This window comes from Rhodopseudomonas telluris, assembly GCF_042432815.1.
In the GTDB taxonomy this organism is placed as follows: Bacteria; Pseudomonadota; Alphaproteobacteria; order Rhizobiales; family Xanthobacteraceae; genus Rhodopseudomonas; species Rhodopseudomonas telluris.
In genome coordinates this window covers 847,589-873,049 of the sequence record NZ_JBHLWM010000005.1, presented here as the reverse complement: position 1 = coordinate 873,049, position 25,461 = coordinate 847,589, and the positions used below count along the sequence as shown (strand labels likewise).

The window sequence follows — 25,461 nt, the reverse complement described above, 5'->3', positions numbered from 1 at the left end:
GCCGCCAGTCCGGATCGGGTCGATGGTCCAGCCAATTGCTGCGGCTGCCGCAGGCAAGCCCGACCTTTCCAAGTCGCGCGCGGACCGTCGATGACCTGCGGCCCGACCGCATGTGCCCAGCCATGAAAGTTCTCGCATGTTGAAGGTCGCCGCAGCCATCACGCGGATCAACTATTTGGTCGCCCGGATCGCCGCATGGCTGATCGTGCCGATCTTCGTGCTGCTGATGACCGACGTGATCATGCGCTATGTGGTCGGCAGCGCGGCGATCTGGACCTCCGAATTCGCCCAGCTGATCTTCGGCGTCTACGCGGTCGTTGCCGGCGGCTATCTGCTGGCGGAGCGGGCGCATGTCAATGTCGACATCTTCTACGGCAAGTTCAGCCGCGTGCAGAAGGCGAGGGTCGATCTCGCCACCTCGTTCCTGTTCTTCATGTTCCTTGGCGTGTTGATCTGGCAGAGCGCCGACATGGCATGGGAGTCGACCGCCAAGCTCGAGACCTCGTCGAGTATCTGGGATCCGTATATCTGGCCGGTGAAGCTGGCGATCCCGATCGCCGGCGTGCTGCTGCTGTTGCAGGGACTGGTGCGGATCGCCTCGGACATTCGCACGCTGGCCGGCCACGACAACGATCCCGCCGTGTTCGGCAAGCAGGCCGGCGACGCTTCCTCTCACTGATCGGGCGATCTCGTGTCTGTCGAGCTTCTGACCTTCCTGTTCTTCGGTTCGCTGCTGGTGTTCCTGTTCATCGGCACGCCGCTGGTGTTCACGCTCGGCGGCATCTCGGTGATCTTCCTCTATTTCGCCATGGGGCCTGTCGGCTTCTACATCGTCGCGTCCAAATTCTGGGACTCGATGACCAACTTCACGCTGATCGCCATCCCGATGTACGTCTACATGGCGATGCTGCTGGAGAAGTCGGGCGTCGCGCAAAATCTCTACCGGATGATGCACGTCTGGTTCGGCGCGATGCGCGGCGGGCTGGCGATCGGCACGGTGATGATCTGCGCCATCTTCGCGGCGATGAGCGGCATCAGCGGCGCCGCGGTGGTGACGATGGGTGCGATCGCGCTGCCGCGGATGCTGGAGCGCGGCTACGACAAGCGGCTGGCGATCGGCGCGATCAATGCCGGCGGCGGCTGGGGCGTGCTGGTGCCGCCGTCGATCCTGATGGTGCTGTACGCGATGCTGACCGAAGTCTCGGTCGGCCGGCTGTTCGCCTCGGGCATCGGCCCCGGCATCCTGCTCGTCGTGCTGGTGACGGTCTACATCATCGTGCGCGCCTGGCTGCAGCCGTCGCTCGCGCCGGCGCTGCCGCCGGAAGAGCGCGGCGACTGGCGGCTGAAGCTGAGCACGCTGAAGGCGGTGGCGCTGCCGATCCTGATCGTGCTGCTGGTGCTCGGCTCGATCTTCGGCGGCTTCGCGACACCGACCGAGGCCGCGGCGCTGGGCGTGTTCGGCGCGCTGATCGCCTCCGCGGTGCATCGCAAGCTGTCATACGCGGTGCTGTCGGATTCGGCGATGCAGACGCTGCGGCTGACCGCGCTGATCATGTGGATCCTGTTCGCCGCCCACGCCTTCTCGACCGCCTACACGACGCTCGGTGCCAACGAACTGATGAACCATCTGGTGTCGCAGGTGCCCGGCGGCGAATGGGGGGCGCTGGTCTTCATCCTGGCGGTGCTGCTGCTGCTCGGCATGGTACTCGATCCGGTCGGCATCATGCTGATCACGCTGCCGGTGTTCATGCCGGTGGTGCAGCTCTATGGCTGGGACCCGGTCTGGTTCGGCGTGGTCTTCATCATGATGATGGAGATCGGCTACATGACGCCGCCGTTCGGCTTCAACCTGTTCTATCTGAAGGCGGTGGCGCCGCCTGAGGTCAGCATGGGCGACATCTATTGGTCGGTCATTCCCTACGCGCTGGTGACGTTCCTGGGCGTGCTGATCGTGATCATGGTGCCGCAGATCGCGCTGTTCTTCCCGAATCTGTTCTTCGGGATGCCGCGCTGATCGGCCTGCTTCTCGTCAGGGCCGGGCTTGTCCCGCCTGCGCGGCCGAAGCCGCTTCGGCGCGGCGAAGGCCCGGCCATCCACGCCTTCCGACGTATCGCCGCTGCAAGACGTGGATGCCCGCGACAAGCCCGAGCATGACGGGGTGAGGTTTGTCGCTACGCGACAGACCGAGCATTTGTCCCGGGCACTATTGGCTCGCCGGCGTGACGCGCAGGATACGGCCGGCGGCGTTGTCGGTGAGCAGCCATAGCGCGCCGTCGGGGCCCGGGCGGACGTCGCGGATGCGCTCGTTGAGCGGCTGCAGCAGCCGTTCCTCGCTGGTGACCTTGTCGCCGGACAGCGTCAGCCGCACCAGCATCTTGCCGGCGAGCGCGCCGACGAACAGGCTGCCATTCCACTTCGGAAACAGCTTGCCGGTGTAGAACGCCATGCCGGATGGCGCGATCGACGGCACCCAATACTTGACCGGCTGCTCCATGCCGGGCTTCGCGGTCGCCTCGTGGATCTTGGCGCCCGAATAGTCGATGCCGTAGCCGATCACGGGCCAGCCATAGTTCTTGCCGGGCGCGATGATGTTGACCTCGTCGCCGCCGCGCGGACCATGCTCGATCTCCCACAGCTTGCCGTCGGCCGGGTTGAAGGCGAGGGCCTGCGGATTGCGATGGCCCCAGCTCCAGATCTCCGGCTTGGCGCCGTCGCGGCCGACGAACGGATTGTCCTTCGGCGCGCTGCCGTCCGGCGCGATCCGGACGATCTTGCCGAGATGATTGCCGAGGTTCTGCGCTTCGTCGCGGCTGCTGAAGTGCTCGCCGAGCGTGACGAACAAATGGCCGTCCGTGCCTTGCGCGATCCGGCAGCCGTAGTGATTGCCGCTCGACAGCGGTCCGTCCTGGCGGAAGATCACATTGACCGCACTGAGCGCCGGTGCGTCGCCGTCGGTCAGCGCCGCGCGCGCGACCGCTGTGCGGCCCCCGCTGCGTCCGCCTTCATTGGCGCGTTCGGAATAGCAGACGTAGATTGTGCGGTTAGTGGAATACTCTTTGTCGGTCGCGACATCGAGCAGGCCGCCTTGGCCTGTCGTCCAGACCTCAGGGACACCTGTCACCGGAGGCGACAGCGCGCCCTGCGACGACACGACCCGCAACCGTCCGGGCCGTTCCGTGACCAGCACGCGGCCTTCCGGCAGAAACGCCAATCCCCACGGATAGGCGAGGTTCTCGGCGAAGGTCTTCACCGCCAGCGGGCCGGCGGAGGAGCTGAACGACGTCGGCTCGCCGCTGCTTTTGGTGGCGATCAGGAACGAGGCGATGATCACCGTGGCCGCGGTCAGCGAACCGGAGACCCAGACCAGCAGTGCCTTCATCGAATGGCCTCCACGCGATAGAACAGCGGATGCAGCCCGGTGCCGCCGCAGCGGAGCGGCGGCGCAGTCGATCGAGTTCGGAGTTCAGTTTGCAAACGGCATCGCCATGCTCGACTGTGTCGAGGCGACGGCCAGCAGCAGGATCACGCTGAGCAGGACGACGGCCACCGCCAGCGATGCGGCGACGGCGCGCATCAGCCGGAGTGAGCCAAACGGCTTGGAACGCGGGACGAATCCGGCTTCCGGGCCGGGCGACCGAGTCATGACCAAATCCTCGCAAGCGTCGGCGAATCGCCGCGCAAGCGGAATCTCCCTGCAATCCCAGGCATTTATAGGGCGTCAGGAGCGTAATCGTGTCGAAATCGCGGCGAAAACGCCTGCAAATGGCGGATTTCGCTAGGCCTCGGCGGCGAAATCCGCGTGGTTGTGGGGCGTCGGGTCGGGCGTCCAGTCCATCGTCACGAAGCCCGGCGTCTGTTCGACCCGCCGCAGCCAGGCGTTGACCGACGGGAAGGTCGACAGATCGAAGTCGCACTGGTCCGCCACGTGCGTGTAGCCGTACAGCGCGATGTCGGCGATCGTGAGTTGTCCCGCTGCGAAGTAATCATGGGTCTTGAGGTGATTTTCCATCACCTGCAGCGCCGCATAGCCGCGCTCCAGCCAGTCCTCCAGCGCGTGGGTCTGCAGGTCGCGTCCGCCCTTGACGAGGCACAGCCAGAAGTACGCGGAGCCGATATTTGGCTCGAGCGCATGCTGTTCGAAGAACATCCATTGCAGCGCTTCGGCGCGGTCCATCCGAGTGTCGGGCGCCAGCGACGTGCCGACGGCCAGATACCAGAGGATGGCGTTGGACTCGGCGAGATAGCGGCCCTGCGCGACTTCCAGCAACGGCACCTGGCCGCTCGGATTCTTGGCGAGGAAGTCGGGCGTGCGGCTCTCGCCGCGCAGGATGTCGACCTCGATGCAACGATACGGCGCGTCGAGAAACGCCAAGGCCAGGCGGGCCTTGTAGCTGTTGCCGGATCGCTGCATCGAATAGAGCTTGTACATCTACATCGCCGTCGATCGTTTGCCGTCGCCGCGCCGGACGTCGGCGCTTGTCGCTATGGAAAGCGGTCAAACAATGATGCCGATGGCGTCGGGTCGCAAGGCCCCCGCGCTGGAAAAAGTCGAAGCGTGCTGCATCGCACGCGCCTGCGATGCCATTGCGCAAGGGGCCGTCGCGCCGGTCACGCTTGTGCGACGCGGCCGGAGCCGCTGATCGCATTCTCGCGATGACGAAGCGCCCGGACCAGCACCAGGCCGTACAGCGCGATCGAGACCGAAAGACCCAGCGGGATGGCTGTCGTGCCGGCGATGCTGCGCGCCAGCAGCGGCGTGAGCCAGGCTGCGGCCATCAGCGAAATCTCATAGCGGCGAAAACCGCCGGAGATGCCCGCGCGGACCATGAAGGCGATCGCCGGGCCGAGCAGCATCAGGTCGTAGTCGAGCGTGTGCGGGGAGGCGAGCAGCGTGGCGAGCACCAGCAGGGCGCTCCTGACGGCGTCGTCGCATGGCACGCGCCAGGCCCACACCGTGCCCCCGATCACTGCTGCCGAGAGGGCGCCCTGGACGCCGTAGGCGAGCGCGATGCCGCCGCCCCACATCCGGACGGCCGCGAAGGCGCTCTGCAATTTCTCGAAGCCGACGTCGCCCTGTTCGAGCAGCAGCTTGCGGGACATCTCGGTCGAGGCCGCGAAGCCCGCCCAGATATCCGGGCCGAAGGCGAGGGTCGCGGCCGCCACCAGCGCCGCGACGGTGAGGGTGGCAGATGCGATGGTCCGCCATCGCCCGGCCGCAAGTAGCGCCAGCGGGATGACCAGCGCGAATTGCGGCTTGTAGGCCAGCAGGGCGAACAGGATGCCGGACAGGATCGGTTGCGGGCGCAGGAGGCAGAGCGCCGCCCCGAGCAGACCGGCCGTGAGAAATCCGTTCTGGCCATGGCCGAGATTGATGAACACGGCGGGGAAGGCCGCCGCGACCGGCAGCCATAGCGATGCGATCGCCTCTCTGGCGCGGGCGCGCCGCAGGATCGCGCCGATCACCGTGAGGTAGAGCGCGAAGCCGGCGGCCTGCCAGACCGCCAGAGCGAGCCAGTAGGGCAGCAGCGCCAGCGGCGTCGCGACCAGCAGGAAGAACGGCGGATACAGCCAGCTGTAGTAGGGGGTGTCCGGACCGAACAGTTGCTGCTCGCGGGCATAATGGGCCGCGGGGCTGTAGACCTCGCCGGCTCGGCCCTCGAGCGCCAGCGAGCCGGCCGCATAGAAACTGGAAAAATCGGTGCCGATCGGCTTGCCGTTGCGATCGATCAGCCCATCGGACAGCGCAACCCAGCCAACCATCGCGGCCACGCAGATGCCACCCATCAGCAGGCTGTAGATCCGCACCCGCTCGCGGGTCAGCCACTCGCCGGTGGCAAATTGCTGCCAGAATCGAGACATTTGCGCTCGCGCAGGGAGGGGGCGGGCAGGACCTTAACGGCGGGCTTTTAAGGCTTCCTGAACCGCTCGCGCTTTGCCCATTGCCGCACCAAGCTTCTTGCGATGCAGCGTGCCCCCGCCTAGTGTATGAGCATTCCCCGTCAGAACTTGAAGAGTCGCGCCCTCCGCCGGCTCATGACGGCTGCAAGGAGATAACGATGTCGTTCCTGTCCGCCTCGCTTGATCGTGTGAAGCCGTCCGCGACCATCGCGGTCACGGACAAGGCACGTGAGCTGAAAGCGGCGGGCCGCAACGTCATCGGGCTGGGCTCGGGCGAACCGGATTTCGACACGCCGGCCAACATCAAGCTGGCGGCGATCCACGCCATCGAGGCCGGCAAGACCAAGTACACCGCGGTCGATGGCATTCCCGAGCTGAAGCAGGCGATCATCGACAAGTTTCAGCGCGAGAACGGCCTGACCTACAAGCCGAACCAGATCATCGTCGGCACCGGCGGCAAGCAGGTGCTGTACAACGCGCTGATGGCGACCATCAACCCGGGCGATGAGGTGATCATCCCGGCGCCGTATTGGGTCAGCTATCCGGAGATGGTGGCGCTCGCCGGCGGCGAGAGCGTGCCGGTTGTCTGCACCGCCGAGCACGGCTTCAAGCTGCAGGCCGCTGCGCTGGAAGCGGCGATCACGCCGAAGACCAAGTGGATCATCCTCAACTCGCCGTCGAACCCGACCGGCGCCGCCTATTCGCACGACGAGCTGAAGGCGCTGACCGACGTGCTGGTCAAGCATCCGCATGTCTGGGTGATGACCGACGACATGTACGAACACCTCGTCTATGACGACTTCAAGTTCACCACGCCGGCGCAGATCGAACCGAAGCTGTTCGATCGCACGCTGACGGTGAATGGCGTGTCGAAGTCGTATTGCATGACCGGCTGGCGCATCGGCTATGCGGGCGGCCCGGCGTCGCTGATCAAGGCGATGTCGACGATCCAGTCGCAGTCGACCTCCAACCCGTCGTCGATCGCCCAATGGGCGGCGGTCGAAGCGCTCAACGGTCCGCAGGACTTCATCGCGGCTCACAACAAGGTGTTCAAGGAGCGCCGCGACCTCGTGGTGTCGATGCTGAACCAGGCGAGCGGAATCGATTGTCCTCGGCCGGAAGGCGCGTTCTACGTGTATCCGTCCTGCGCCGGCACGATCGGCAAGACCGCACCGTCCGGCAAGGTGATCGCGACCGACGAGGACTTCGTCACCGAGCTGCTCGAGTCCGAGGGCGTTGCCGTCGTGCAGGGGTCGGCATTCGGTCTCGGCCCGGCCTTCCGCATCTCCTACGCCACCAAAACGTCGGACCTCGAAGACGCCTGCAAGCGCATCCAGCGCTTCTGCGGAAATCTGCGCTGATCGCTCAACCGGGCGTTCATTAAAAATCGGCAAGATCCACTGGATTTATTCTGGTGTCGCGGAGCTGCCTTGTTTTGGACAAGACAGTTCCTTCTTGTCGCCGCCGTACAATTTATCCCCGAAATGCGGAGTTCTGTTCAATGTCCATCTCAAGACTGTTCGGTGTTGCTGCCGTTGCGCTCGTTGCAACCGTCGCCAGCGCAAGCGCGCAGGAGCGGGTGCAGGTCGGCGTGATCGAATGCGCCGGCGGCCCGAACGTCGGCTACGTCGTTGGCTCGACCACCCAGCTCGAATGCGTGTTCAAGACCGACGGCCGTCGTCCGGAGCCCTACGTTGCCACCGTGCAGCGCATCGGTGTCGACCTCGGCTTCACCCAGAACACCGGCCTCGCCTGGGCCGTTTACGCGCCGACCCGTCAGATCGGTCGCGGTGACCTCGCCGGCAGCTTCGGCGGCGTTGGCGCCAACGCGTCGTTCGGCGTCGGCTTCGGCGGCAACCTGCTGATCGGTGGCTCGGGCAATGCGTATGCGCTGCAGCCGCTCAGCCTGCAGGGCCAGACCGGCCTCAACGCCACTGCCGGTATCGTCGACGTGCAGCTCCGCGCGGTCGAGATGCCCCGCAAGTATCGCAAGCACAAGCGGCATCATCATCGTCATCATCGCTGATCGCCACACGACAACGTTGTGACGAAGGGCCCGCCTCGCGCGGGCCCTTTTTTGTTCTGGCGTGGCGCGTTTTGGCGAATCGGGAACTGTCATTGAAGATTCGTTGTCGCTGTGACTAGATGCGAACCGCTTCGCACGCAGCGGGCGCATTGCCGGATCGCGACGATCCGCGGCATCCGTCGGGGCTCGAATATCTGACAACTATCCGCAAACTATCCGCAAACTATCTGCATCACGTCGAACGGGAGAAAATCCAAATGCGCCGCTTATCGCTTCTGCTCGGTGCCGCCGCCACCCTGATCGCCAGCGCCGCCCATGCCCAGAGCCGTGTGCAGGTCGGCGTTCTGGAGTGCCGCGGTGGCGCCAGCATGGGCTTCATCGTCGGCTCGGTGACCAATCTCGGTTGCGTGCTGCGCGTCAACGGCCGCCCCGACACGCCCTATGTCGCCACCATCCGCAAGGTCGGCCTCGACATCGGCCTGACCGAGCAGACCGCGCTGGCCTGGGCGGTGTTCGCGCCGGTCGAGCGCTTCGGCCCGGGCGACCTTTCGGGTAACTACGCGGGCGCGCAGGGTTCGGCTGCAATCGGCGTCGGCGCCGGCGCCAATGTGCTGGTCGGCGGCTCGTCGAATTCGATCGCGCTGCAGCCGCTCAGCCTGCAGGGCCAGACCGGCGTCAACGTCGCGGTCGGCCTGCAGGAACTCGAGCTGCGCCCGGGGCGCTAACTAATCGTCTCGCTGCGGCGCAGCGGATTTGCGCCGCAGCGATCATTTCTTGTTGTCCTTGATCCTGCTCAAGACGGTCATAGAGGCATCGTAATTTTTCGCGCTTGCCAAGCGTCGTGTGTTGCGGAAGCATCCTGTCTTGCCGACCCAATCACGGGCCGAGCTCCAGAAGAAGGAGGCGGCGATGGGACAAGACGTCAGAAGTCCCCGTGGTCCCCGGTGCATCGCACTGGTGGGCCCATTCCAAAGCGGAAAAACCACACTACTTGAAGCGATCCTCGCCCGCACGGGCGCGGTGCCGCGCGCCGGTTCGGTCGACGCTGGTACCTCAGTGGGCGATTCCAGCCCCGAGGCGCGCCATCACAAGATGGGGCTCGGCCTCACGGCGGTGACCACCCAGTTCATGGGTGAGACCTACACCTTCCTCGATTGTCCCGGCTCCATCGAATTCGCCCACGACATGCGCGCCGCGCTGCCTGCGGTCGATGCGGCGATCGTGGTGTGCGAAGCCGACGAGCGCAAACTGCCGCAGTTGCAGCTGATCCTGCGCGAACTCGAGGATCTCGGCATTCCGCGCTTTTTGTTCCTCAACAAGATCGATCGCGCCAACAAGCGCATTCGCGAAGTCCTCGACAGCCTGCAGCCGGCGTCGCGGATTCCGCTGGTGCTGCGCCAGATCCCGATCTGGAATGGCGAACTGATCGCCGGCTATGTCGACCTCGCGCTGGAGCGCGCCTTCGTCTATCGCGAGCACAAGCCCTCCGAAGTGATCGCGCTCGAAGGCGGCGATCTCGGTCGCGAGAAGGAAGCGCGTTTCTCGATGCTGGAGAAGCTCGCCGATCACGACGACTCGCTGATGGAGCAACTGCTCGAAGACATCCCGCCGCCGCGCGACGCGGTGTTCGACGATCTCGCGCGCGAGCTCCGCGAAGGTCTGATCTGCCCGGTGCTGCTCGGCTCCGCACTCCGCGAGAACGGCGTGATGCGTTTGCTCAAGGCGCTGCGCCACGAAGCGCCCGACATTGCCGAAACCGCGGCGCGGCTCGGCGTGACGTCGGCCAAGGAGGCGATCGGTTACGTCTTCAAGACCAATCACCTGCAGCACGGCGGCAAGCTGTCGCTCGCCCGCGTGTTTGCCGGCACGCTCAACGACGGCGACACCGTGCTGTCGTCCGCCGGAGAGTCGGCGCGGGTCTCGGGCATTCAGGCGGTCAACGGCGGACACGACAGCAAGCGGTCCTCCGCTGCGGCCGGCGATGTCGTCGCGCTCGGCAAGCTCGATACGATCAAGACCGGCGACACCTTCGGCAACGGCAAGGCCGCGCCAGCGGCTCTGGTCGAGATCGCCGCGGCGCCACCCGTGCTGGCGATGGCGCTCGCCGCCGCCGACCGCAAGGACGACGTCAAGCTCGGCCAGTCGCTGCAGCGACTCTTCGAGGAAGACCCCTCGCTGACCGTGATCCACGATCCGCAGACCCACGACATCGTGCTGTGGGGCCAGGGCGAGATGCATCTGCGCGTCGCGCTGGAGCGGCTGAAGGAGCGCTACGGCGTCAGCGTCAAGTCGCATCCGCCGGCGATCGGCTATCGCGAGACCATCCGCAAAGCGGTCACCCAGCGCGGCCGGCACAAGAAGCAGTCGGGCGGCCACGGCCAGTTCGGCGACGTCGTGCTCGACATCAAGCCGCTGCCGCGTGGTGACGGCTTCGTCTTCGCCGAGACGGTGGTGGGCGGCGCAGTGCCGCGCAACTACATCGGCGCGGTCGAGGAAGGCGCGGCCGACGGGCTGCGGATGGGGCCGCTCGGCTTCCCGGTGGTCGACGTCCACGTGACGCTGACCGACGGCTCGTATCACAGCGTCGACTCGTCCGATCAGGCGTTCCGCACCGCGGCGCGGATCGGCGTCACCGAGGCGTTGCCGCAGTGCCAGCCGGTGCTGCTCGAGCCGATCCATACGGTCGAGATCGTCTGCCCGACCGACGCGACCGCCAAGGTCAACGCCATCCTGTCCGGGCGGCGTGGTCAGATCCTTGGCTTCGACACCCGCGAGGGCTGGCCGGGCTGGGACGTGGTGCGCGCCACCATGCCTGAGGCGGAGATCGGCGACCTGATCGTCGAGCTGCGCTCGGCCACCGCGGGCGCCGGCAGCTTCACCCGCAGCTTCGACCACATGGCCGAGGTTTCCGGACGCACTGCCGACCAGATCATCGCCGCGCATCGCCAGGTCGCGGCCTGATCCCTCTGAGGATGAGACGAAACGGCTTCAATGATGTCCCAAGCATCATTGAAGCCGTTTCATATTTGCTGTAGCCGATAGGCGGACCGGAATTGGAAGGCTCGCTTGATCACTTCGGCTCAAATGCGTGCGGCGCGGGCGCTGCTCGGGATCGACCAGCGCGAGCTGGCGAAGCTCGCTGGCGTGTCGGTGCCGACCATCCAGCGGATGGAAGCGAGCGGCGGCAACGTCCGCGGCATCGTCGAGTCGCTGACCCGGGTGGTCGATGCCCTCAATCGCGCCGGCGTCGAGCTGATCGGCGAGCACGCCCGCAGCGAGGACGGTGGCCGCGGCGTGCGGCTTCGCCAGGCGACGCCGCAACCGGCGAGGGACGAGGCGTGAGCGCGCCCGTGCATCCCGGCGAGGGCCACACCGCCGCCTGCCTGATCGGCTGGCCGGCCGCGCATTCGCGCTCGCCGCTGATCCATCATTACTGGCTGCGCACGCTCGGCATTCCGGGCGGCTATTCGATCGAGTCGGTGCCGCCGGAGGGCTTTGCCGAATTCGTGCTGAACCTGCGCACCCACGGCTACAGCGGCGCCAACGTCACCATCCCGCACAAGGAGCGCGCGCTGCAGCTGACGCAGCCGGACGAGCGCGCCCGCGCGGTCGGCGCCGCCAATACGCTGTACTACGATGGCGACGTGCTGCGTTCGACCAACACCGACGTCGAAGGCTTCATTGCCAATCTCGACGCCAGCGCGCCCGGCTGGGACCGCGCCGGGCAGGCGCTGGTGCTCGGCGCCGGCGGCTCGTCGCGGGCCGTGCTGTTCGGTCTGCTGGAGCGCGGCATCAAGCGCATCGCGCTCGCCAACCGGTCGATCGAGCGGGCGCAGGCGCTGGCCGATCTGTTCGGCGATCGCGTGGTGCCGATCGCCTGGACCGAAGCGGTCGCGGCCCTCCCGGGAGCCGGCCTGCTGGTCAACACCACCTCGCTCGGCATGAAGGGCCAGCCCTCGCTCGACCTCGATCTCGAACCGCTGCCGGCCGACGCGGTCGTGGCCGATCTGGTCTATGTGCCGCTGCAGACCGAACTGCTCGCCGAGGCGCGCGGCCGCGGCCTGCGCACCGCGGACGGGCTCGGCATGTTGCTGCATCAGGCGGTGCGCGGCTTCGAGCTGTGGTTCGGCGCGCGGCCGCACGTCACCGCCGAGCTGCGCGAATTGGTCGAGGCCGATCTGCTCGCGCATACGTGACTGGAATAACCGGCGATCGACAGCATTTGCATCACGGGGCTTGCTGGAGAACTCGTCGATGTCGTTTCGTCTTTCTGTCACCCGTCCGCTGATCGCTGCAACCGTTCTCGGACTGTCCGTTTCCACTGCTTTGGCCCAGCAATCGCCGACGCCCACCAAGGTGCGCGGCGAGATCGAGCGTGTCGACGGCGACAGCCTCTCGGTGAAGTCGCGCAGCGGTCAGGACGTCAAGCTGCAGCTCGCGCCCGACGCGAAGGTCGCCGGCATCGCGCCGGTCGCGCTGTCCGACGTCAAGCCCGGCTCGTTCATCGGCGCCACCACCGTTCCGGGACCGAACGGCACGCACAATGCCGTCGAAATTCACATCTTCCCGGAATCGATGCGCGGCACCGGCGAGGGCTCGCGCGCCTGGGACCTTGGCCCCAACAGCACGATGACCAACGCCACCGTCGATCAGTCGGTCGCCAGCAATGACGGCAGCACCGTGACGGTGAAGTACAAAGGCGGCGAGAAGGTCATCACCGTGACGACGAAGACCAAGGTCGTCACCTACGTGCCGGCCGACAAGTCGGACCTCAAGCAGGGCGCCAAGATCATCGCGTTCGGCAAGACGCTGCCCGACGGTTCGTTCCAGACCAGCCGCATCGCGGTGGGCCGCGATGGCATCACGCCGCCGATGTGAGCTGCGACAGGCAGGGCCTCATGGTGGGGAGGCGCGAAGCGCCGTCTCGAACCGTGCGCCACCGACACGGCGTTGCCTCATCCTTCGAGACGCCCGGCTTCGCCGGGCTCCTCAGATGAGGACGCGGTGCCTCGGGGAGGGCCGTCGCGCTTCAATCAGGCGATCAAGCTATCTAATTATCACCCTGGCCTGGCCGTGGCCGGTAGCGTGGCAGCGACCAGCCGCGCTGCAGGGCCGCGGCGCGTACCAGCAGGGCGATGATGAAGCCGGCGGCGGTGCTGAGTTCACGCGAGGCGCCGAACGCCATGAGCACGACGAAGGTCACGGCGCCGATCAGCGCCGCCGTGACGTAGATCTCGCGCCGCAGGATCACCGGGATCTCGCCGCCGAGCAGATCGCGGATGATGCCGCCGAACGTCGCGGTGACGACGCCCATCGCCACCGCGACGATGCCGTTGGCGCCGGCGAGCACGGCCTTCTCGGCGCCGGTCACCGCGAACAGCGCGAGGCCGATCGCGTCCAGCCAGAGCAGCGCTTTGTAGCGCGAGTGCGGAATGTGCGCGGTGAAGAACGCGACGCCGGCGACCACCACGCAGGTCGCCAGATAAGCGGGTTCGTGAACCCAGAACACCGGCAGCCCGAGCAGCACGTCGCGCAGCGTGCCGCCGCCGATGCCGGTGGCGGTGCCGAGCATCGCGAAGCCGACGATGTCCATCTGCTTGCGCGACGCCACCAGCGCGCCGGTCACGGCGAATACCACGATGCCGAGCCAGTCGAGCAGCGTCGTGACGGTTTCGAACATGGGGGCGTTTCCGTCACGACGCCGGGCGCTAGCGCCCGACGAACTTCGCCTCGCGTTTTTCCATGAAGGCCGCGATGCCTTCCTTCATGTCCTGCGTCTTGAACAGCGGCAGCAGCTGTAAATACACATGATGGACGTGATCCGGGAAGGTCTCGTTGAGGCCGATCCGCATCATCCGCTTGGCGGCCTGCACGGCGAGCGGCGCGTTGGCGGCGATCTCCCTGGCCACCGCGCGGGCGCGGCCCATCAGCTCGGCGTCGGGCACGACCTCGTTGGCGAGACCCCAGTCGAGGCTCTCGCGCGCCGACAGCGTGCGGCCGGTGAAGATCAGCTCGGACGCCTTGGCCCAGCCGATCATCCGCGGCAGAAACCAGGTGCCGCCCGACTCCGGCACCACGCCGCGCTTGACGAAGGCGGCGGCGAGCTTGGCCGACTCCGCCATGATGCGGATGTCGCAGCCGAGCGCGGTGTCCATGCCGTAGCCGGCCGCACCGCCATTGACGGCGCAGATCGTCGGCTTGTCCATGCCCTGCAGCACGGTCGGCGGGGTATTGCGCAGGTCGAGCGTGGTCGGCGACGACGCCGCGCTGAGCCCTTCGTCGCCGCGCTCCTTCGTGAGGTCGAGCCCGGCGCAGAACGCGCGGCCGTTGCCGGTAAGGATCACGCAGCGCACCTCGGGATCCTGATTGGCCTTGAGCAGCAGCGCCGCCAGCTCGTTGAGCATCGGCCCGGAGATCGTATTCATCCGCTGCGGCGCGTTCAGCGTGATGGTGGCGATGTGGTCTTCGACTGCGTAGAGCACTTCGCTCGAAGCGGCCTGCGCGCTCGTCTGCATGTTGGTCATCGGTTTCCTCCTGATTGTTGCTTTTGTTGTTGTTAGTCGGCCTCACCCCGTCATTGCGAGGAGCGAAGCGACGAAGCAATCCAGCTCAGTGCACCGGGCTGGATTGCTTCGCTGCGCTCGCAATGACGGATGGCGAGCGTTGTTTGCCGGCCGCTTACTCCGCCAGCACCTTCTCGTCGATCTGGTTGATGGCGTTGACGCCGCACAGGCCCATGGTGGTCGACAGCTCGCGGCCGATGATGTCGATCGCCTTGCTGACGCCCGGGCCGCCGAAGGCGCCGAGGCCATAGATATAGGCGCGGCCGATCATGCAGCTGCGGGCGCCGAGCGCCAGCGCGCGCATCACGTCCTGGCCGGAGCGGATGCCACCGTCGAACATCACTTCGATGTGCGAGCCGACGGTGTGGACGATCTCCGGCAGCACCTCGATCGACGACGGCGCGCCGTCGAGCTGGCGGCCGCCATGGTTCGACACCACCAGCGCCTCGGCGCCGACCTTGACGGCCTCGCGCGCGTCCTCGACGTCGAGGATGCCCTTGATGATCAGCTTGCCCGGCCAGATCGAGCGGATCCAGTCGATGTCCTTCCAGTTCAGCGACGCATCGAACTGCGACGCCACCCAGGCCGACACCGATTCAAGATCCTTCGAGCCGGGCAAATGGCCGGCGATGTTGCCGAAGTTGCGCTGCTTGGCGCCGAGGATGCCCTTCACCCAGCCGGGCTTGGTGGCGATGTCGATCAGGTTCTTCGGCCGGAAAATCTCCGGCGGAACGGTCATGCCGTTCTTGATGTCCTGATGGCGCTGGCCGATCACCTGCAGGTCGACGGTGAGCACCAGCGCGCTGCACTTCGCCGCGATCGCGCGCTCGATCAGCGCCTTGACGAAGCCGCGGTCCTTCATGACGTAGAGCTGAAACCAGAACGGCTTCTCGACATTGCCGGCGACGTCCTCGATCGAGCAGATCGACATCGTCGACAGCGTATAGGGAATGCCGGCGGCCTGCGCGGCGCGGCAGGCGTGGATCTCGCCGTCGCCGTACTGCATGCCGGTGGAGCCGACCGGCGCCAGGATCAGCGGCATCGCGTAGGTGTCGCCCAGGATGGTGGTCGCCAGATCGCGCTTCGAGATGTCGACCAGGATGCGCTGGCGGAATTTGATCCGCTTGAGGTCGTCCACATTGGCCCGGAGGGTTTCTTCCGCGTAGGAGCCGTGGTCGACATAGTCGAAGAACATCTTCGGCACCTTGCGCTTGTGAATCTGGCGAAGGTCCTCGATGCAGGTGATGTATTTCATGAACGTTGCCGCCCCTGGTCCGTTTCTGCGCGTGGCGTCCTCTAGCACGCCGCAGCGGCGCGCAACATGGCCGGGAACGCTGCGCCGGTCCGTCGCTGGAACAGCGCCGGTTCCCACGCGTTTGCCCCGCAGACATCCAACGGAGCAGGAGCGACACCATGGCCGACGCCAAGACTATCGAAAAGACCGTGAAGAAGACGACCGTCGAGAGCACGGCCGACACCCCGATCAAGCACAGCACCGCCGAGAAGAAGGAGCGGGACGACGAGCTCAACGAGGCGCTGGAAGAGTCCTTTCCGGGCTCCGATCCGGTCAGCGTGACCCAGCCGGCCCCCTCGAAGCCGGACGGCGACAGCAAGCGGAAGTCCTGATCCACAGCGCAGTTCCGCGCCCAGCGGGCGCGCGTTGCCGCAAAAACCCGTGAATTCAACAGGTTGCGCCGTGGCCATCGGCCGCGGCGCGTAATCTTTCTTTATATTTTTTGAAGGCTCCCCCCGCAGAATGGCCGTATAAGCGGGGTTTCGCCAGGGCGGCGCGGACCGGATTCCGGTCGGCAGCAGCCGACCCGTGGCTTGGGCGGGGGATTTGAATGAGCCGCAAATATTTCGGGACGGACGGGATCCGGGGCCGCGCCAATGGCCTGATCACGCCGGAGCTGGCCTTGAAGGTCGGGCAGGCGGCCGGGCTGGTGTTTCAGCGCGGCGAGCATCGTCATCGCGTGGTGATCGGCAAGGATACGCGGCTGTCCGGCTACATGATCGAGAACGCCATGGTGGCGGGCTTCACCTCGGTCGGCATGGACGTGATGCTGGTCGGGCCGATGCCGACGCCGGCCGTCGCGATGCTGACCAAGTCGATGCGCGCCGATCTCGGCGTGATGATTTCCGCGTCGCACAACATGTTCGAGGACAACGGCATCAAGCTGTTCGGCCCGCTCGGCTTCAAGCTCAGCGACGACGTCGAGAAGCAGATCGAACAGCTGCTCGACGAGTCGCTCGACAAGAAGCTGTCGGAGAGCGCCGGCCTCGGCCGCGCCCGCCGCATCGACGGCGTCCGCGACCGCTATATCGAATTCGCCAAGCGCACGCTGCCGCGCGACCTGTCGCTCGACGGGCTGCGCGTCGTGGTCGATTGCGCCAACGGCGCCGCCTACAAGGTGGTGCCCGAGGCGCTGTGGGAGCTCGGCGCCGACGTGATCGCGATGGGCGTCGAGCCGGACGGCTTCAACATCAACAAGGAATGCGGCTCGACCTCGCCGGAGGCGCTGTGCCGCAAGGTTCGCGAGATGCGCGCCGATATCGGCATCGCGCTCGACGGCGACGCCGACCGCGTCATCATGGTCGATGAGCGCGGCCATGTGGTCGACGGCGATCAGTTGCTGGCGGTGATCGCGCAGAGCTGGAAGGAAGACGGCCGGCTCGCCAAGCCCGGCATCGCCGCGACCGTGATGTCGAATCTCGGCCTCGAGCGCTTCCTGGCCTCGGAGGGCATCGAACTGGTGCGCACCGCGGTGGGCGACCGCTACGTGCTCGAGGCGATGCTGAAGGACGGCTACAACGTCGGCGGCGAGGCGTCGGGCCACATCATCCTGTCCGATTACAACACCACCGGCGACGGCTTCGTAGCTGCGCTGCAGGTGCTGGCGGTGGTGCAGAAGTCGGGCCGGCCGGTGTCGGAGGTCTGCCACCGTTTCGATCCGCTGCCGCAGATCCTCAAGAACGTGCGCTACCACGCCGGTCGTCCGCTCGATGACGCGCGCGTCCAGGCAACGATCAGCGATGCCGAGAAGCGGCTCAACGGCCACGGCCGGCTGCTGATCCGGGCATCGGGTACCGAGCCGGTGATCCGGGTGATGGGCGAGGGCGACGATCGCGAGCTGGTCGAGGACGTCGTCGACACCATTGTCGACGCGGTCGGCAGCGCGGCCGCGGCGGCGGCCTGAGCGCCGACGCGTAGTTGCACCGCAGCGTGCATCGCTGCCATCGCGATTTGTCGCTACCAAGACGCGGCTATACGGACTAATTTGCTGACGGCCGGCACCGATGCCGGCCGTCTTGCGTTTGTGCCGCCGGAATTGACCGCGGCCGCCACCATCTCCAGGAAACGCCGTGAACAAGCCTGTCGTCGACGCGGATATCGCCGCTCCGGTCACTGCCACCGAGCCGCCGCTGCCCGAGCTCAGCAAGCCGGCGGCGCCGTCGGCGACGGGGCCGGCCTATATCGTATTGGGCGGCATCAGCTTCTCGCATTTCCTCAACGACACCATGCAGTCGCTGATTCCGTCGGTGTATCCGATCCTGAAGGCGAACTACGCGCTGGATTTCGGCCAGATCGGCATGATCACGCTGGCGTTCCAGTTCACCGCGTCGCTGCTACAGCCGGTGGTCGGGCACATGACCGACAAGAAGGCGCAGCCGTTCTCGCTGGCGATCGGCATGGGCTCGACCTTCCTGGGGCTGCTGCTGCTCAGCGTCGCGCATTCCTACGCGGTGATCCTGGTCGCTGCGGCGATGATCGGCCTCGGCTCCGCGGTGTTTCATCCCGAGTCGGCGCGGATCGCGCGGCTCGCCTCCGGCGGCCGGCACGGCATGGCGCAATCGGTGTTTCAGGTCGGCGGCAATGCCGGCACGGCGCTCGGCCCGGTGCTGGCGGCGCTGATCGTGGTGCCGTTCGGCCAGCCGTCGATCGCCTGGTTCTCGTCGATCGCCTTCGTCGCCATCCTGGTGCTGTGGCGGATCGGCATGTGGTACAAGCCGCAGGTCGCCGGCAAGAAGAGGATGGTGGTGAGCCCGCATCCGCATGCGCCGGGGCGCCGCCGGGTGATGGTCGCGCTGGTGGTGCTGGTGGCGCTGCTGTTTTCCAAGCAGCTCTATCTGTCGAGCCTGTCGAGCTACTACACGTTCTACTTGATCGAGAAATTCCACGTCTCGACGCAGACCGCGCAGATGTTCCTGTTCATCTTCCTCGCCGCCACCGCGGCCGGGGTGTTCTTCGGCGGGCCGCTCGGCGACCGCTTCGGCCGGCGCTACGTGATCTGGTTCTCGATCCTCGGCATCCTGCCGTTCACGCTGGCGCTGCCCTATGCGGGGCTGTACGCCAGCGCGGTACTCACCGTGTTCATCGGCTTCATTCTCGCTTCGGCGACGCCGGCGATCATCGTGTTCGCCCAGGAGCTGATGCCGCATCGCTTCGGCATGATCTCGGGCGTGTTCTTCGGCTTCGCCTTCGGCATCGGCGGCCTCGGCGCCGCGGCGCTGGGCGAGGTCGCGGATCATTACGGCATCGACTTCGTGTACCAGGTCTGTTCGTTCCTGCCGATCCTGGGCCTGCTCGCCGTGCTGCTGCCGAAGATGCCGCGCCACGCGCATTAGGGCAGGCGCGGGGACGAGCGCTCCCGCCGGAACACCTAAAACGGCCCCGGTTCCGTGATGGAACCGGGGCCGTTTGCTTTGGCGTTGTTCCGGCCAGCCGAGCGATCCGCCGTCAACGATTTGTTAGCAAACATCCCCGCAGCGGCGCATCGGCGCACGGGTTGTTAGCAGCCCCGGATTGTCTCCTCACCAAATATCAACCTTAAAAATTAGGGTTAAGTCGCGCTTAAGGAATTGCTGGCATCGTTGGTTCTCATAGGTTTCCGGGTAAGGGGCCTTCGTAATTGATCATTGGACCAAAGGACGAAGCCAATGCGTAGCGTGAAGATGATGATGGCCGCCGGCGCGGCTTCGCTGATTGCCTCGACCGCGATGGCGGCCGATATGCCGATTGCCCCGCCGCCGGCCTATGCGCCGCCGCCGGCCGAAGATTTCGGCGGCTGGTACCTGCGCGGCGACATCGGCTTCAGCAACCAGAAGGTCAAGGATCTGCGCTACGGTCGCGACTCGGCCTATTCGCAGCTCACCTCGTTCGATCAGCAGACCTCGTTCGATGCGGCCGGCATCTACGGTCTCGGCGTCGGCTATCAGTTCAACAGCTGGTTCCGCGCCGACCTCGTCGGCCAGTATCGCGGCAACTCCAACTTCAAGGGCACCGACCGGTTCACCGGCACGTCCTTCGGCACGCCCTACAACGGCATCGACAATTACGGGGCCAGCAAGTCCGAATGGCTGGTGATGGCCAACGGCTATGTCGATCTCGGCACCTGGTGGTGCGTCACCCCGTTCATCGGCGCCGGCGTCGGCGCAGCCCGGGTGACGATGGCGAACTTCACCGACACCGGCATCAACAACCTGCCGTTCTCGACCACCAGCTTCGCCAGCGCGCCGACCGCCTCGAAGTGGAATCTGGCCTGGGCGCTGCACACCGGTCTTGCCTACAAGGTCAATCCGAACCTGACCCTCGAACTGGCCTACAGCTACCTCAATCTCGGCGACGGCTACACCGGTGCGCTGTCGGATTACGTGGGCAACACCACGAACAACACCTTCAAGTTCAAGGATATCACCTCGCACGACGTGAAGCTCGGCGTGCGCTGGAACATCGACTCTGGCCCGGTCTACGCGCCGCCGCCGCCCTTGATGCGCAAGGGCTGATCGGCCTCAAACGTTTACCAACCTTAACGGCGCGGGAGCTTCCCGCGCCGTTTTGTTTTGCGCGGCGCGTGCTTCGACAAGGATTGATTAAGGTTAACACGCGATGATTGGACGTACCGGTTTGGTCGAGGAGCGTTGCGATGCGTGGAGTTCTGGTAGCAGCGGCGATGGTGGCGGCGGCGGCGCAGGGCGCGCATGCGGCCGACATGCCGGAGTTCGGAGCGCTGCGCGGTGCAGTCGTCGATACGCCGCCCGGCGTGGTCAACTGGCAGGGTTTCTATGTCGGCGGTCAGGCCGCCTACGGCACCTCGGATATGGACTTCAGCAACGCGACCAGCGACATCACGGCCCGCATGCTGGTCAACACCTCGATCGAAAACGAAGGCGGTGTTTCGAGTTGGCCGGTGCTCGGCAAGACCTCGTCGCACGGCCAGGGTTGGGGCGGCTTCGCCGGTTACAACGCGCAGTGGGACGATGTCGTGCTCGGCATCGAGGCGAACTATCTGCACGGCAATTTCGGTGGAGCCCAGACCGGCTCGATGTCCCGATTTTTCAGCACGACCAACGGCTACACCAATAGCGTTCTGTATCAGGCCAACGCCGCGATCAACGTGAAGGACATGGGTTCGGCCCGGCTCCGCGCCGGCTGGGCATTCGGAAGCTTCCTGCCGTACGCCTTCGGCGGGGTCGCGCTGGGGCAGGCCGATATCATTCGCTCCGCGACCGTTTCCGGCACGCAGGTCAATGCCAGCGCGGCGCCGGGATTCACCAACGTGCCGTTCTACTCGACCGGCAGCCAGGTGCAGAACAATCACTTCATCTACGGCTATTCGGCCGGTCTCGGCATGGACATGATGCTGTATCGCGGACTGTTCCTGCGCGCCGAGTGGGAGTACCAGAAATTCGCCGCGCCGATCAACACGGCGGTGTCCACCGTGCGCGGCGGCATCGGCTACAAATTCTGAGCGCCGAGCGTCATCGTTCGGCACATTGACGAAGTCGCCGCTGCCTGATCGACTGTTCGCGCGATCAGGGCGGAGCGACGATGCGGATTTACGGCGATCTCAACTCGGGCAATTGCCTGAAGGTGAAGTGGGTGTGCGATGCGCTGTCGCTGCCCTATGAATGGGTCGCTGTCGACATCCTGAAGAGCCAGACGCGGTCGCCGGAATTCCTCGCGCTCAATCCCGCCGGGCAGGTCCCGGTCGTGGTGCTGAACGACGGCAGGGCGCTGGCGCAGTCCAATGCAATCATCCGCTATCTGGCGCGGGACAGCGATCTCGTCCCTGACGATGCCTATCTCGCCGCGAAGATGGACGAGTGGCTGTTCTGGGAGCAGTACAGCCATGAACCCGCCATCGCGGTGTGTCGCTATCAGATGGTGTATCTCGGCAGGCCGGCCTCCGAGCTCGATCCTGATCGGGTGAAGCGTGGTCACGCCGCGCTGGCGTTGATGCAGCACCATCTCGCGGACTCGACGTTCCTGGTCGGCGAACGCCCCACATTGGCGGACGTATCGCTGCTCGCCTATACGCGGCTTGCGCATGAAGGCGGCTTTGCGCTCCAGAATTATCCGGCGGTGGAGCGCTGGATCGCCGACGCCGAACACGTGCTCGGCCTTGCGCCTGTCGATGGGGCGACGCGATCGTGATGAGCAAGGACGGGATCTCGCTTCGCCCGGCGCGGCGCGCCGATGTTGCCGCCATCGTGGCCATGCTCGCCGACGATCATCTCGGCCGCGGCCGCGAACGGGTCGAGGATCCGCTGCCGGACTCGTACTACGCGGCGTTCGATGCGATGACAGCCGCGCCGCAAATTCAGATGGTGGTGGCCGAAACCGCGTTGGGTCGCGTGGTGGGCTGCCTGCAGCTCGCCGTGCTGCCCGGATTGAGCTCACAAGGCTCGTCGCGGGGCATCATCGAAGATGTGCGCGTCGCCGCCGACTGCCGCAGCCGAGGAATCGGCGAATTGATGGTGCAGTGGGCGCTCGCGGAGGCGAGGCAGCGCGGCTGCCGGCTGGTCGAGCTGTTCACGCACAACAGCCGCGTCGACGCCCAGCGTTTCTACGCACGGCTGGGCTTCTCACCGAGCCATGTCGGCATGACAATTCGATTCGAATAACCGCGACTGGTTAGATCTTCTCCAGTCTGACGTCTGCTCTCCAGTTGCACTGGTTCCGGTAGAGACGGCCAGACTTCGCCTGGCGTCTGCGCATCTCGTAGAACGACGAGCACGCCTGCACGGTTATTTTGATCAATACTGGTAGAGTTACGCGGAACATCTTTAAGATCGCAGTAATTCACGACGGTCATATTCGTCACATTGAATTAGCTGGACGATATATCACCCGGTTTGAGAGCCCCCGGCTCTCGCTCCTGCCTGAGGAAATTCTAAATGGCCAGGCCGCAGGTCAAGCCGACGGGCGTCGAATGCCCATTCGGCGAGGACGAACTGATCGTGTCGAAGACGAATCTCAAGGGACACATCACATACGCCAACGATGTGTTCATCAGGCTGTCGAAGTATCCGCGCAACGAAGTCATCGGTGCGCCGCACAGCATGATCCGGCACCCGGACATGCCGCGTACCATCTTCAAGCTGCTATGGGACACCATTCAGGAGAAGAAGGAAATCTTCGCCTATGTGGTGAACATGGCGAGCGACGGGGACCACTACTGGGTGTTCGCCCATGTCACGCCGACGCTGGACGCGCAGCGCAACGTTCTCGGTTTCCACTCCAATCGCCGCAAGCCCACCCCGACCCAGCTCGCCAAGATCGAGCCGCTTTACGCGCAGATTCGCGAGGAGGAAAACCGCCATCGCAACGCCAAGGACGGCATGATGAGCGGCTACGCGATGTTGATGGACATGCTGAAGAAGCAGGGCTTGGGTTATGATGAATTCATCTTCTCTGTCTAAGGCGGTGCTCGCGCTGTCCGGCGCGCTGATCGCGACCGCGGCCCTCGGTGGTCTTCGGCTTGTATTCGGTCCGTTCGGCTTCCTGGCGGAAGCGGCGGCGATGCTGCCGGCACTACTTCTGATCGGCTTTGCGATTTGGTCGACGCTGCGGGCGTCGGCGGCGGTCGGCGAGATCGCCGAGGTCTGCGAGAGCGCCAAGCGCGGGGATCTGGAAAGTCGTGTGATGGGCCGCCGCGACGGCGGCGAGATCGGCCGCGCCCAGGCCGGCATCAACGACGCGCTCGACATCGTCGACGCCTTCATCCGCGAAGCCTCGGCGTCGATGGAGTATGCGTCGCACGGCAAATGCTTCCGCAAGGTGTTGACCCGCGGTTTGCCGGGCTCGTTCCGCAATGCCGCCGACGTCATCAACAGCGGCACCGACTCGATGGATCGACGGGTGCGCGACACCGCCAAGCAGGCGCAGGGCTTCGCCGCGAGTATGGATCGCGTCGCCGAAGCGCTCGCCGGAGCCGCGGTGGAATTGCGCTCGGACTCCTCTGCCATGGCGGCGGCGGCGGAAGAAACCAGCCGGCAGTCGAGCGGCGTCGCCGCCGGCTCGTCGGAGGCCTCCGCGAATGTGCAGAGCGTCGCCAGCGCCACCGAGGAACTGTCGGCGTCGATCGTCGAGATCAGTCGGCAGGTTGCGCTGTCGTCCTCGGCCACGCATCACGCCGTGGAGGAGGCTCAGCAGACCAACGAGAAAATTCGCAATCTCGCCGACGCCGCGCAGCGGATCGGCGATGTGGTCAAGCTGATCAACGCGGTCGCGGCGCAGACCAATCTGCTGGCGCTCAATGCGACGATCGAGGCGGCCCGCGCCGGCGAGTCCGGCAAGGGGTTTGCGGTGGTCGCCTCCGAGGTGAAGACGCTGGCGAGCCAGACCGCCAAGGCAACCGAAGAGATCGCCTCGGCGATCGCCGAGGTGCAGCAGATCACCGAACAATCCGTCCAGGCTGTCGAAGCGATCGGCCGGCGCATCGGCGAAATCAGCGAAGTGTCGAACACCATCGCGGCCGCCATGGAGCAGCAGGGCGCCGCGACGCGGGAGATCGCGCGCAACGTTCAGCAGGCATCGAGCGGCACCAGCGAAGTCTCGGGCAATATTTCCGGCATCAGTCAGGCCGCCGACGACACCGGGCGCATCGCCTCCCGGGTCAACGACGCCTCGGGCAAGATCGCACACGAGGTCGAGACCTTGCGCAGCGAAGTGCGGCAGTTCCTCGCCAAGGTGGCGTAGTCGCTGGACGACGGCTCGCCTGCCAGCGCACTGCGGCAATCGCGGCGCTGGAAGGAACGGCCGCGGCGGGCGGTGGTTGGTCCCGGACATCAAACCGGAGACTCACTATGCGCCTGCTATCCACGACGACGTTGATCGCCACGCTGCTCGTGGCCTCCGCGGCTCAAGCGCAGACCACGACGCCCGGTTCGTCGGGCGTTGCCGTCGATCCGACCACCGGCGCGCAAAGCCCCGGCACCGCCGGCATCAGCGCCGCCCCCGGCGGCTCCAGCACCACCGCCACCGGAACCGGCATTACAGGAACCACCACCGGATCGAGCCTCAACAGCCCCGGCATCAATCAGCCCGGCGTGGCGAACACGACGTCACCTGGCCGCATCGGCACAGGCGCTTCGCCGAGCGGGCTGCCCGGCGACAATCCGAACTCGCCCGGCTTTCCGTCGCCTGTCGGCAAGTAACAAGTCAAGCGAATGCAACGATGAGGCGGCCGCGTGAGCGGCCGTTTTGCTGCGTGCGCGGCAGCGCAATATCGCGACTCTGCCGGCGTCATGCTTTGCGCTATCGCGCACGGAACGGTGCGCGCAGTCCACGGTTAGTCCCGCACACAACCCGAGGGAGTATCGAATGTCATCCAAGTTCGGAATGTCTGCGGTGATCGCAGCCGCGCTGCTGGCCTCCACCGCGATCGCGTCGGCCCAGAACAGCAGCGGGACGACGACGTTGAATTCACCCAGCAAGGCGGGCGGCGAGTCCGCATCGCAAGGCTCGACGCCAGGCGGCGCGTCGAATGCCGGTTCGGTCACGGCGCCTCCCGGATCGTCGGCAAGCAGCGGCGCCGCCTCGGGTGCGACCACCGGGTCCGGTGCAGCCGGCGCCCCGGCGGGAACCGGCACCGCCCGATAACTACTAACTGCACGACGGAGCGAGCGGTGAGTTATCACCGCTCGCTTCTGCGTGGCGACCACGCGATCATCTGGGACTGAGAGGGGCAG

At 65.8% G+C, this 25,461-nt stretch carries 28 protein-coding genes; 21 read left to right on the top strand and 7 right to left on the bottom strand.

Annotated features, from left to right (window positions below; translation table 11 throughout):
• The first annotated feature begins 136 nt into the window (after positions 1–136).
• Positions 137–679: a TRAP transporter small permease subunit gene (locus ACFFJ6_RS15615; protein WP_378389272.1), complete on the top strand. Its 543-nt coding sequence runs from the start codon at positions 137–139 to the stop codon at positions 677–679.
• A gap of 12 nt (positions 680–691) precedes the next feature.
• Positions 692–2,014: a TRAP transporter large permease gene (locus tag ACFFJ6_RS15610; RefSeq protein ID WP_378389270.1), complete on the top strand. Its 1,323-nt coding sequence runs from the start codon at positions 692–694 to the stop codon at positions 2,012–2,014.
• 189 nt (positions 2,015–2,203) lie between these two features.
• On the opposite strand, the gene ACFFJ6_RS15605 is transcribed toward ACFFJ6_RS15610, so the two are convergent.
• The 3 genes from ACFFJ6_RS15605 to ACFFJ6_RS15595 form a co-directional block, all read right to left on the bottom strand.
• On the bottom strand, positions 2,204–3,379 hold the full coding sequence (locus tag ACFFJ6_RS15605; protein ID WP_378389268.1) for a PQQ-dependent sugar dehydrogenase: 1,176 nt from the start codon (positions 3,377–3,379) through the stop codon (positions 2,204–2,206).
• Positions 3,380–3,463: 84 nt separating this feature from the next.
• On the bottom strand, positions 3,464–3,643 hold the full coding sequence (locus tag ACFFJ6_RS15600) for an HtrA2 peptidase (protein WP_254985435.1): 180 nt from the start codon (positions 3,641–3,643) through the stop codon (positions 3,464–3,466).
• 132 nt (positions 3,644–3,775) lie between these two features.
• Positions 3,776–4,429 (bottom strand): glutathione S-transferase family protein, encoded by a 654-nt coding sequence (locus tag ACFFJ6_RS15595; protein WP_378389265.1) that lies wholly within the window; start codon positions 4,427–4,429, stop codon positions 3,776–3,778.
• On the opposite strand from ACFFJ6_RS15595, the gene ACFFJ6_RS15590 reads away from it, so the two are divergent.
• Entirely contained in the window at positions 4,422–4,640 is a 219-nt protein-coding gene (locus ACFFJ6_RS15590; protein WP_378389263.1) for a hypothetical protein, read from the top strand. The genes ACFFJ6_RS15595 and ACFFJ6_RS15590 overlap by 8 nt on opposite strands.
• On the opposite strand, the gene ACFFJ6_RS15585 is transcribed toward ACFFJ6_RS15590, so the two are convergent.
• The gene (locus ACFFJ6_RS15585; RefSeq protein ID WP_378389261.1) at positions 4,609–5,859 is read right to left on the bottom strand and encodes a glycosyltransferase family 87 protein; all 1,251 of its coding nucleotides are present in this window, start codon (positions 5,857–5,859) and stop codon (positions 4,609–4,611) included. The two genes, ACFFJ6_RS15590 and ACFFJ6_RS15585, sit on opposite strands and share 32 nt — an antisense overlap.
• A 197-nt stretch (positions 5,860–6,056) precedes the next feature.
• Between ACFFJ6_RS15585 and ACFFJ6_RS15580 the strand changes: the two genes are divergently transcribed.
• The 7 genes from ACFFJ6_RS15580 (at position 6,057) to ACFFJ6_RS15550 (ending at position 12,802) form a co-directional block, all read left to right on the top strand.
• The gene (locus tag ACFFJ6_RS15580; protein ID WP_378389259.1) at positions 6,057–7,259 is read left to right on the top strand and encodes a pyridoxal phosphate-dependent aminotransferase; all 1,203 of its coding nucleotides are present in this window, start codon (positions 6,057–6,059) and stop codon (positions 7,257–7,259) included.
• A gap of 140 nt (positions 7,260–7,399) precedes the next feature.
• Entirely contained in the window at positions 7,400–7,924 is a 525-nt protein-coding gene (locus ACFFJ6_RS15575) for a DUF992 domain-containing protein (protein ID WP_378389257.1), read from the top strand.
• 257 nt (positions 7,925–8,181) lie between these two features.
• Complete coding sequence (locus ACFFJ6_RS15570; protein WP_378389255.1) at positions 8,182–8,649, top strand: DUF992 domain-containing protein; 468 nt, start codon at positions 8,182–8,184, stop codon at positions 8,647–8,649.
• Positions 8,650–8,833: 184 nt separating this feature from the next.
• On the top strand, positions 8,834–10,885 hold the full coding sequence (locus tag ACFFJ6_RS15565; protein WP_378389253.1) for an elongation factor G: 2,052 nt from the start codon (positions 8,834–8,836) through the stop codon (positions 10,883–10,885).
• A gap of 105 nt (positions 10,886–10,990) precedes the next feature.
• Positions 10,991–11,266, top strand: a complete 276-nt coding sequence (locus tag ACFFJ6_RS15560; RefSeq protein WP_378389251.1) for a helix-turn-helix domain-containing protein — start codon at positions 10,991–10,993, stop codon at positions 11,264–11,266.
• 8 nt (positions 11,267–11,274) lie between these two features.
• On the top strand, positions 11,275–12,120 hold the full coding sequence (locus ACFFJ6_RS15555) for a shikimate dehydrogenase (protein ID WP_378389718.1): 846 nt from the start codon (positions 11,275–11,277) through the stop codon (positions 12,118–12,120).
• Between the two features lie 58 nt (positions 12,121–12,178).
• Entirely contained in the window at positions 12,179–12,802 is a 624-nt protein-coding gene (locus ACFFJ6_RS15550; protein ID WP_378389249.1) for a hypothetical protein, read from the top strand.
• Positions 12,803–12,974: 172 nt separating this feature from the next.
• On the opposite strand, the gene ACFFJ6_RS15545 is transcribed toward ACFFJ6_RS15550, so the two are convergent.
• The 3 genes from ACFFJ6_RS15545 to ACFFJ6_RS15535 all read right to left on the bottom strand — a co-directional run bounded on the left by ACFFJ6_RS15545 (position 12,975) and on the right by ACFFJ6_RS15535 (position 15,742).
• Positions 12,975–13,604: a trimeric intracellular cation channel family protein gene (locus ACFFJ6_RS15545; RefSeq protein WP_378389247.1), complete on the bottom strand. Its 630-nt coding sequence runs from the start codon at positions 13,602–13,604 to the stop codon at positions 12,975–12,977.
• 28 nt (positions 13,605–13,632) lie between these two features.
• A complete protein-coding gene (locus tag ACFFJ6_RS15540; protein WP_378389245.1) occupies positions 13,633–14,448 on the bottom strand; it encodes an enoyl-CoA hydratase/isomerase family protein in 816 nt (271 codons plus the stop codon).
• Positions 14,449–14,602: 154 nt separating this feature from the next.
• Positions 14,603–15,742 (bottom strand): alpha-hydroxy acid oxidase, encoded by a 1,140-nt coding sequence (locus ACFFJ6_RS15535; RefSeq protein ID WP_378389243.1) that lies wholly within the window; start codon positions 15,740–15,742, stop codon positions 14,603–14,605.
• A 158-nt stretch (positions 15,743–15,900) separates the two neighbouring features.
• On the opposite strand from ACFFJ6_RS15535, the gene ACFFJ6_RS15530 reads away from it, so the two are divergent.
• The 11 genes from ACFFJ6_RS15530 (at position 15,901) to ACFFJ6_RS15480 (ending at position 25,372) form a co-directional block, all read left to right on the top strand.
• The gene (locus tag ACFFJ6_RS15530; protein WP_378389734.1) at positions 15,901–16,113 is read left to right on the top strand and encodes a hypothetical protein; all 213 of its coding nucleotides are present in this window, start codon (positions 15,901–15,903) and stop codon (positions 16,111–16,113) included.
• A 218-nt stretch (positions 16,114–16,331) separates the two neighbouring features.
• Positions 16,332–17,684, top strand: a complete 1,353-nt coding sequence (gene glmM, locus ACFFJ6_RS15525) for a phosphoglucosamine mutase (protein ID WP_378389241.1) — start codon at positions 16,332–16,334, stop codon at positions 17,682–17,684.
• A 166-nt stretch (positions 17,685–17,850) separates the two neighbouring features.
• Positions 17,851–19,113, top strand: coding sequence for an MFS transporter (locus tag ACFFJ6_RS15520; protein ID WP_378389239.1), 1,263 nt, complete (start codon positions 17,851–17,853; stop codon positions 19,111–19,113).
• 312 nt (positions 19,114–19,425) lie between these two features.
• Positions 19,426–20,271: an outer membrane protein gene (locus ACFFJ6_RS15515; RefSeq protein ID WP_378389237.1), complete on the top strand. Its 846-nt coding sequence runs from the start codon at positions 19,426–19,428 to the stop codon at positions 20,269–20,271.
• A gap of 140 nt (positions 20,272–20,411) precedes the next feature.
• A complete protein-coding gene (locus tag ACFFJ6_RS15510) occupies positions 20,412–21,236 on the top strand; it encodes an outer membrane protein (RefSeq protein WP_378389235.1) in 825 nt (274 codons plus the stop codon).
• Between the two features lie 80 nt (positions 21,237–21,316).
• On the top strand, positions 21,317–21,922 hold the full coding sequence (locus tag ACFFJ6_RS15505) for a glutathione S-transferase family protein (RefSeq protein WP_378389233.1): 606 nt from the start codon (positions 21,317–21,319) through the stop codon (positions 21,920–21,922).
• A complete protein-coding gene (locus ACFFJ6_RS15500; protein ID WP_378389231.1) occupies positions 21,922–22,392 on the top strand; it encodes a GNAT family N-acetyltransferase in 471 nt (156 codons plus the stop codon). The genes ACFFJ6_RS15505 and ACFFJ6_RS15500 overlap by 1 nt, the downstream gene beginning before the upstream one ends.
• Before the next feature lie 273 nt (positions 22,393–22,665).
• Entirely contained in the window at positions 22,666–23,190 is a 525-nt protein-coding gene (locus ACFFJ6_RS15495) for a PAS domain-containing protein (RefSeq protein ID WP_378389229.1), read from the top strand.
• The gene (locus ACFFJ6_RS15490; RefSeq protein WP_378389227.1) at positions 23,168–24,469 is read left to right on the top strand and encodes a methyl-accepting chemotaxis protein; all 1,302 of its coding nucleotides are present in this window, start codon (positions 23,168–23,170) and stop codon (positions 24,467–24,469) included. The genes ACFFJ6_RS15495 and ACFFJ6_RS15490 overlap by 23 nt, the downstream gene beginning before the upstream one ends.
• Positions 24,470–24,576: 107 nt before the next feature.
• Positions 24,577–24,927, top strand: coding sequence for a hypothetical protein (locus ACFFJ6_RS15485; RefSeq protein WP_378389225.1), 351 nt, complete (start codon positions 24,577–24,579; stop codon positions 24,925–24,927).
• A 166-nt stretch (positions 24,928–25,093) separates the two neighbouring features.
• A complete protein-coding gene (locus ACFFJ6_RS15480) occupies positions 25,094–25,372 on the top strand; it encodes a hypothetical protein (RefSeq protein WP_378389223.1) in 279 nt (92 codons plus the stop codon).
• The last annotated feature ends 89 nt before the right edge of the window (positions 25,373–25,461 follow it).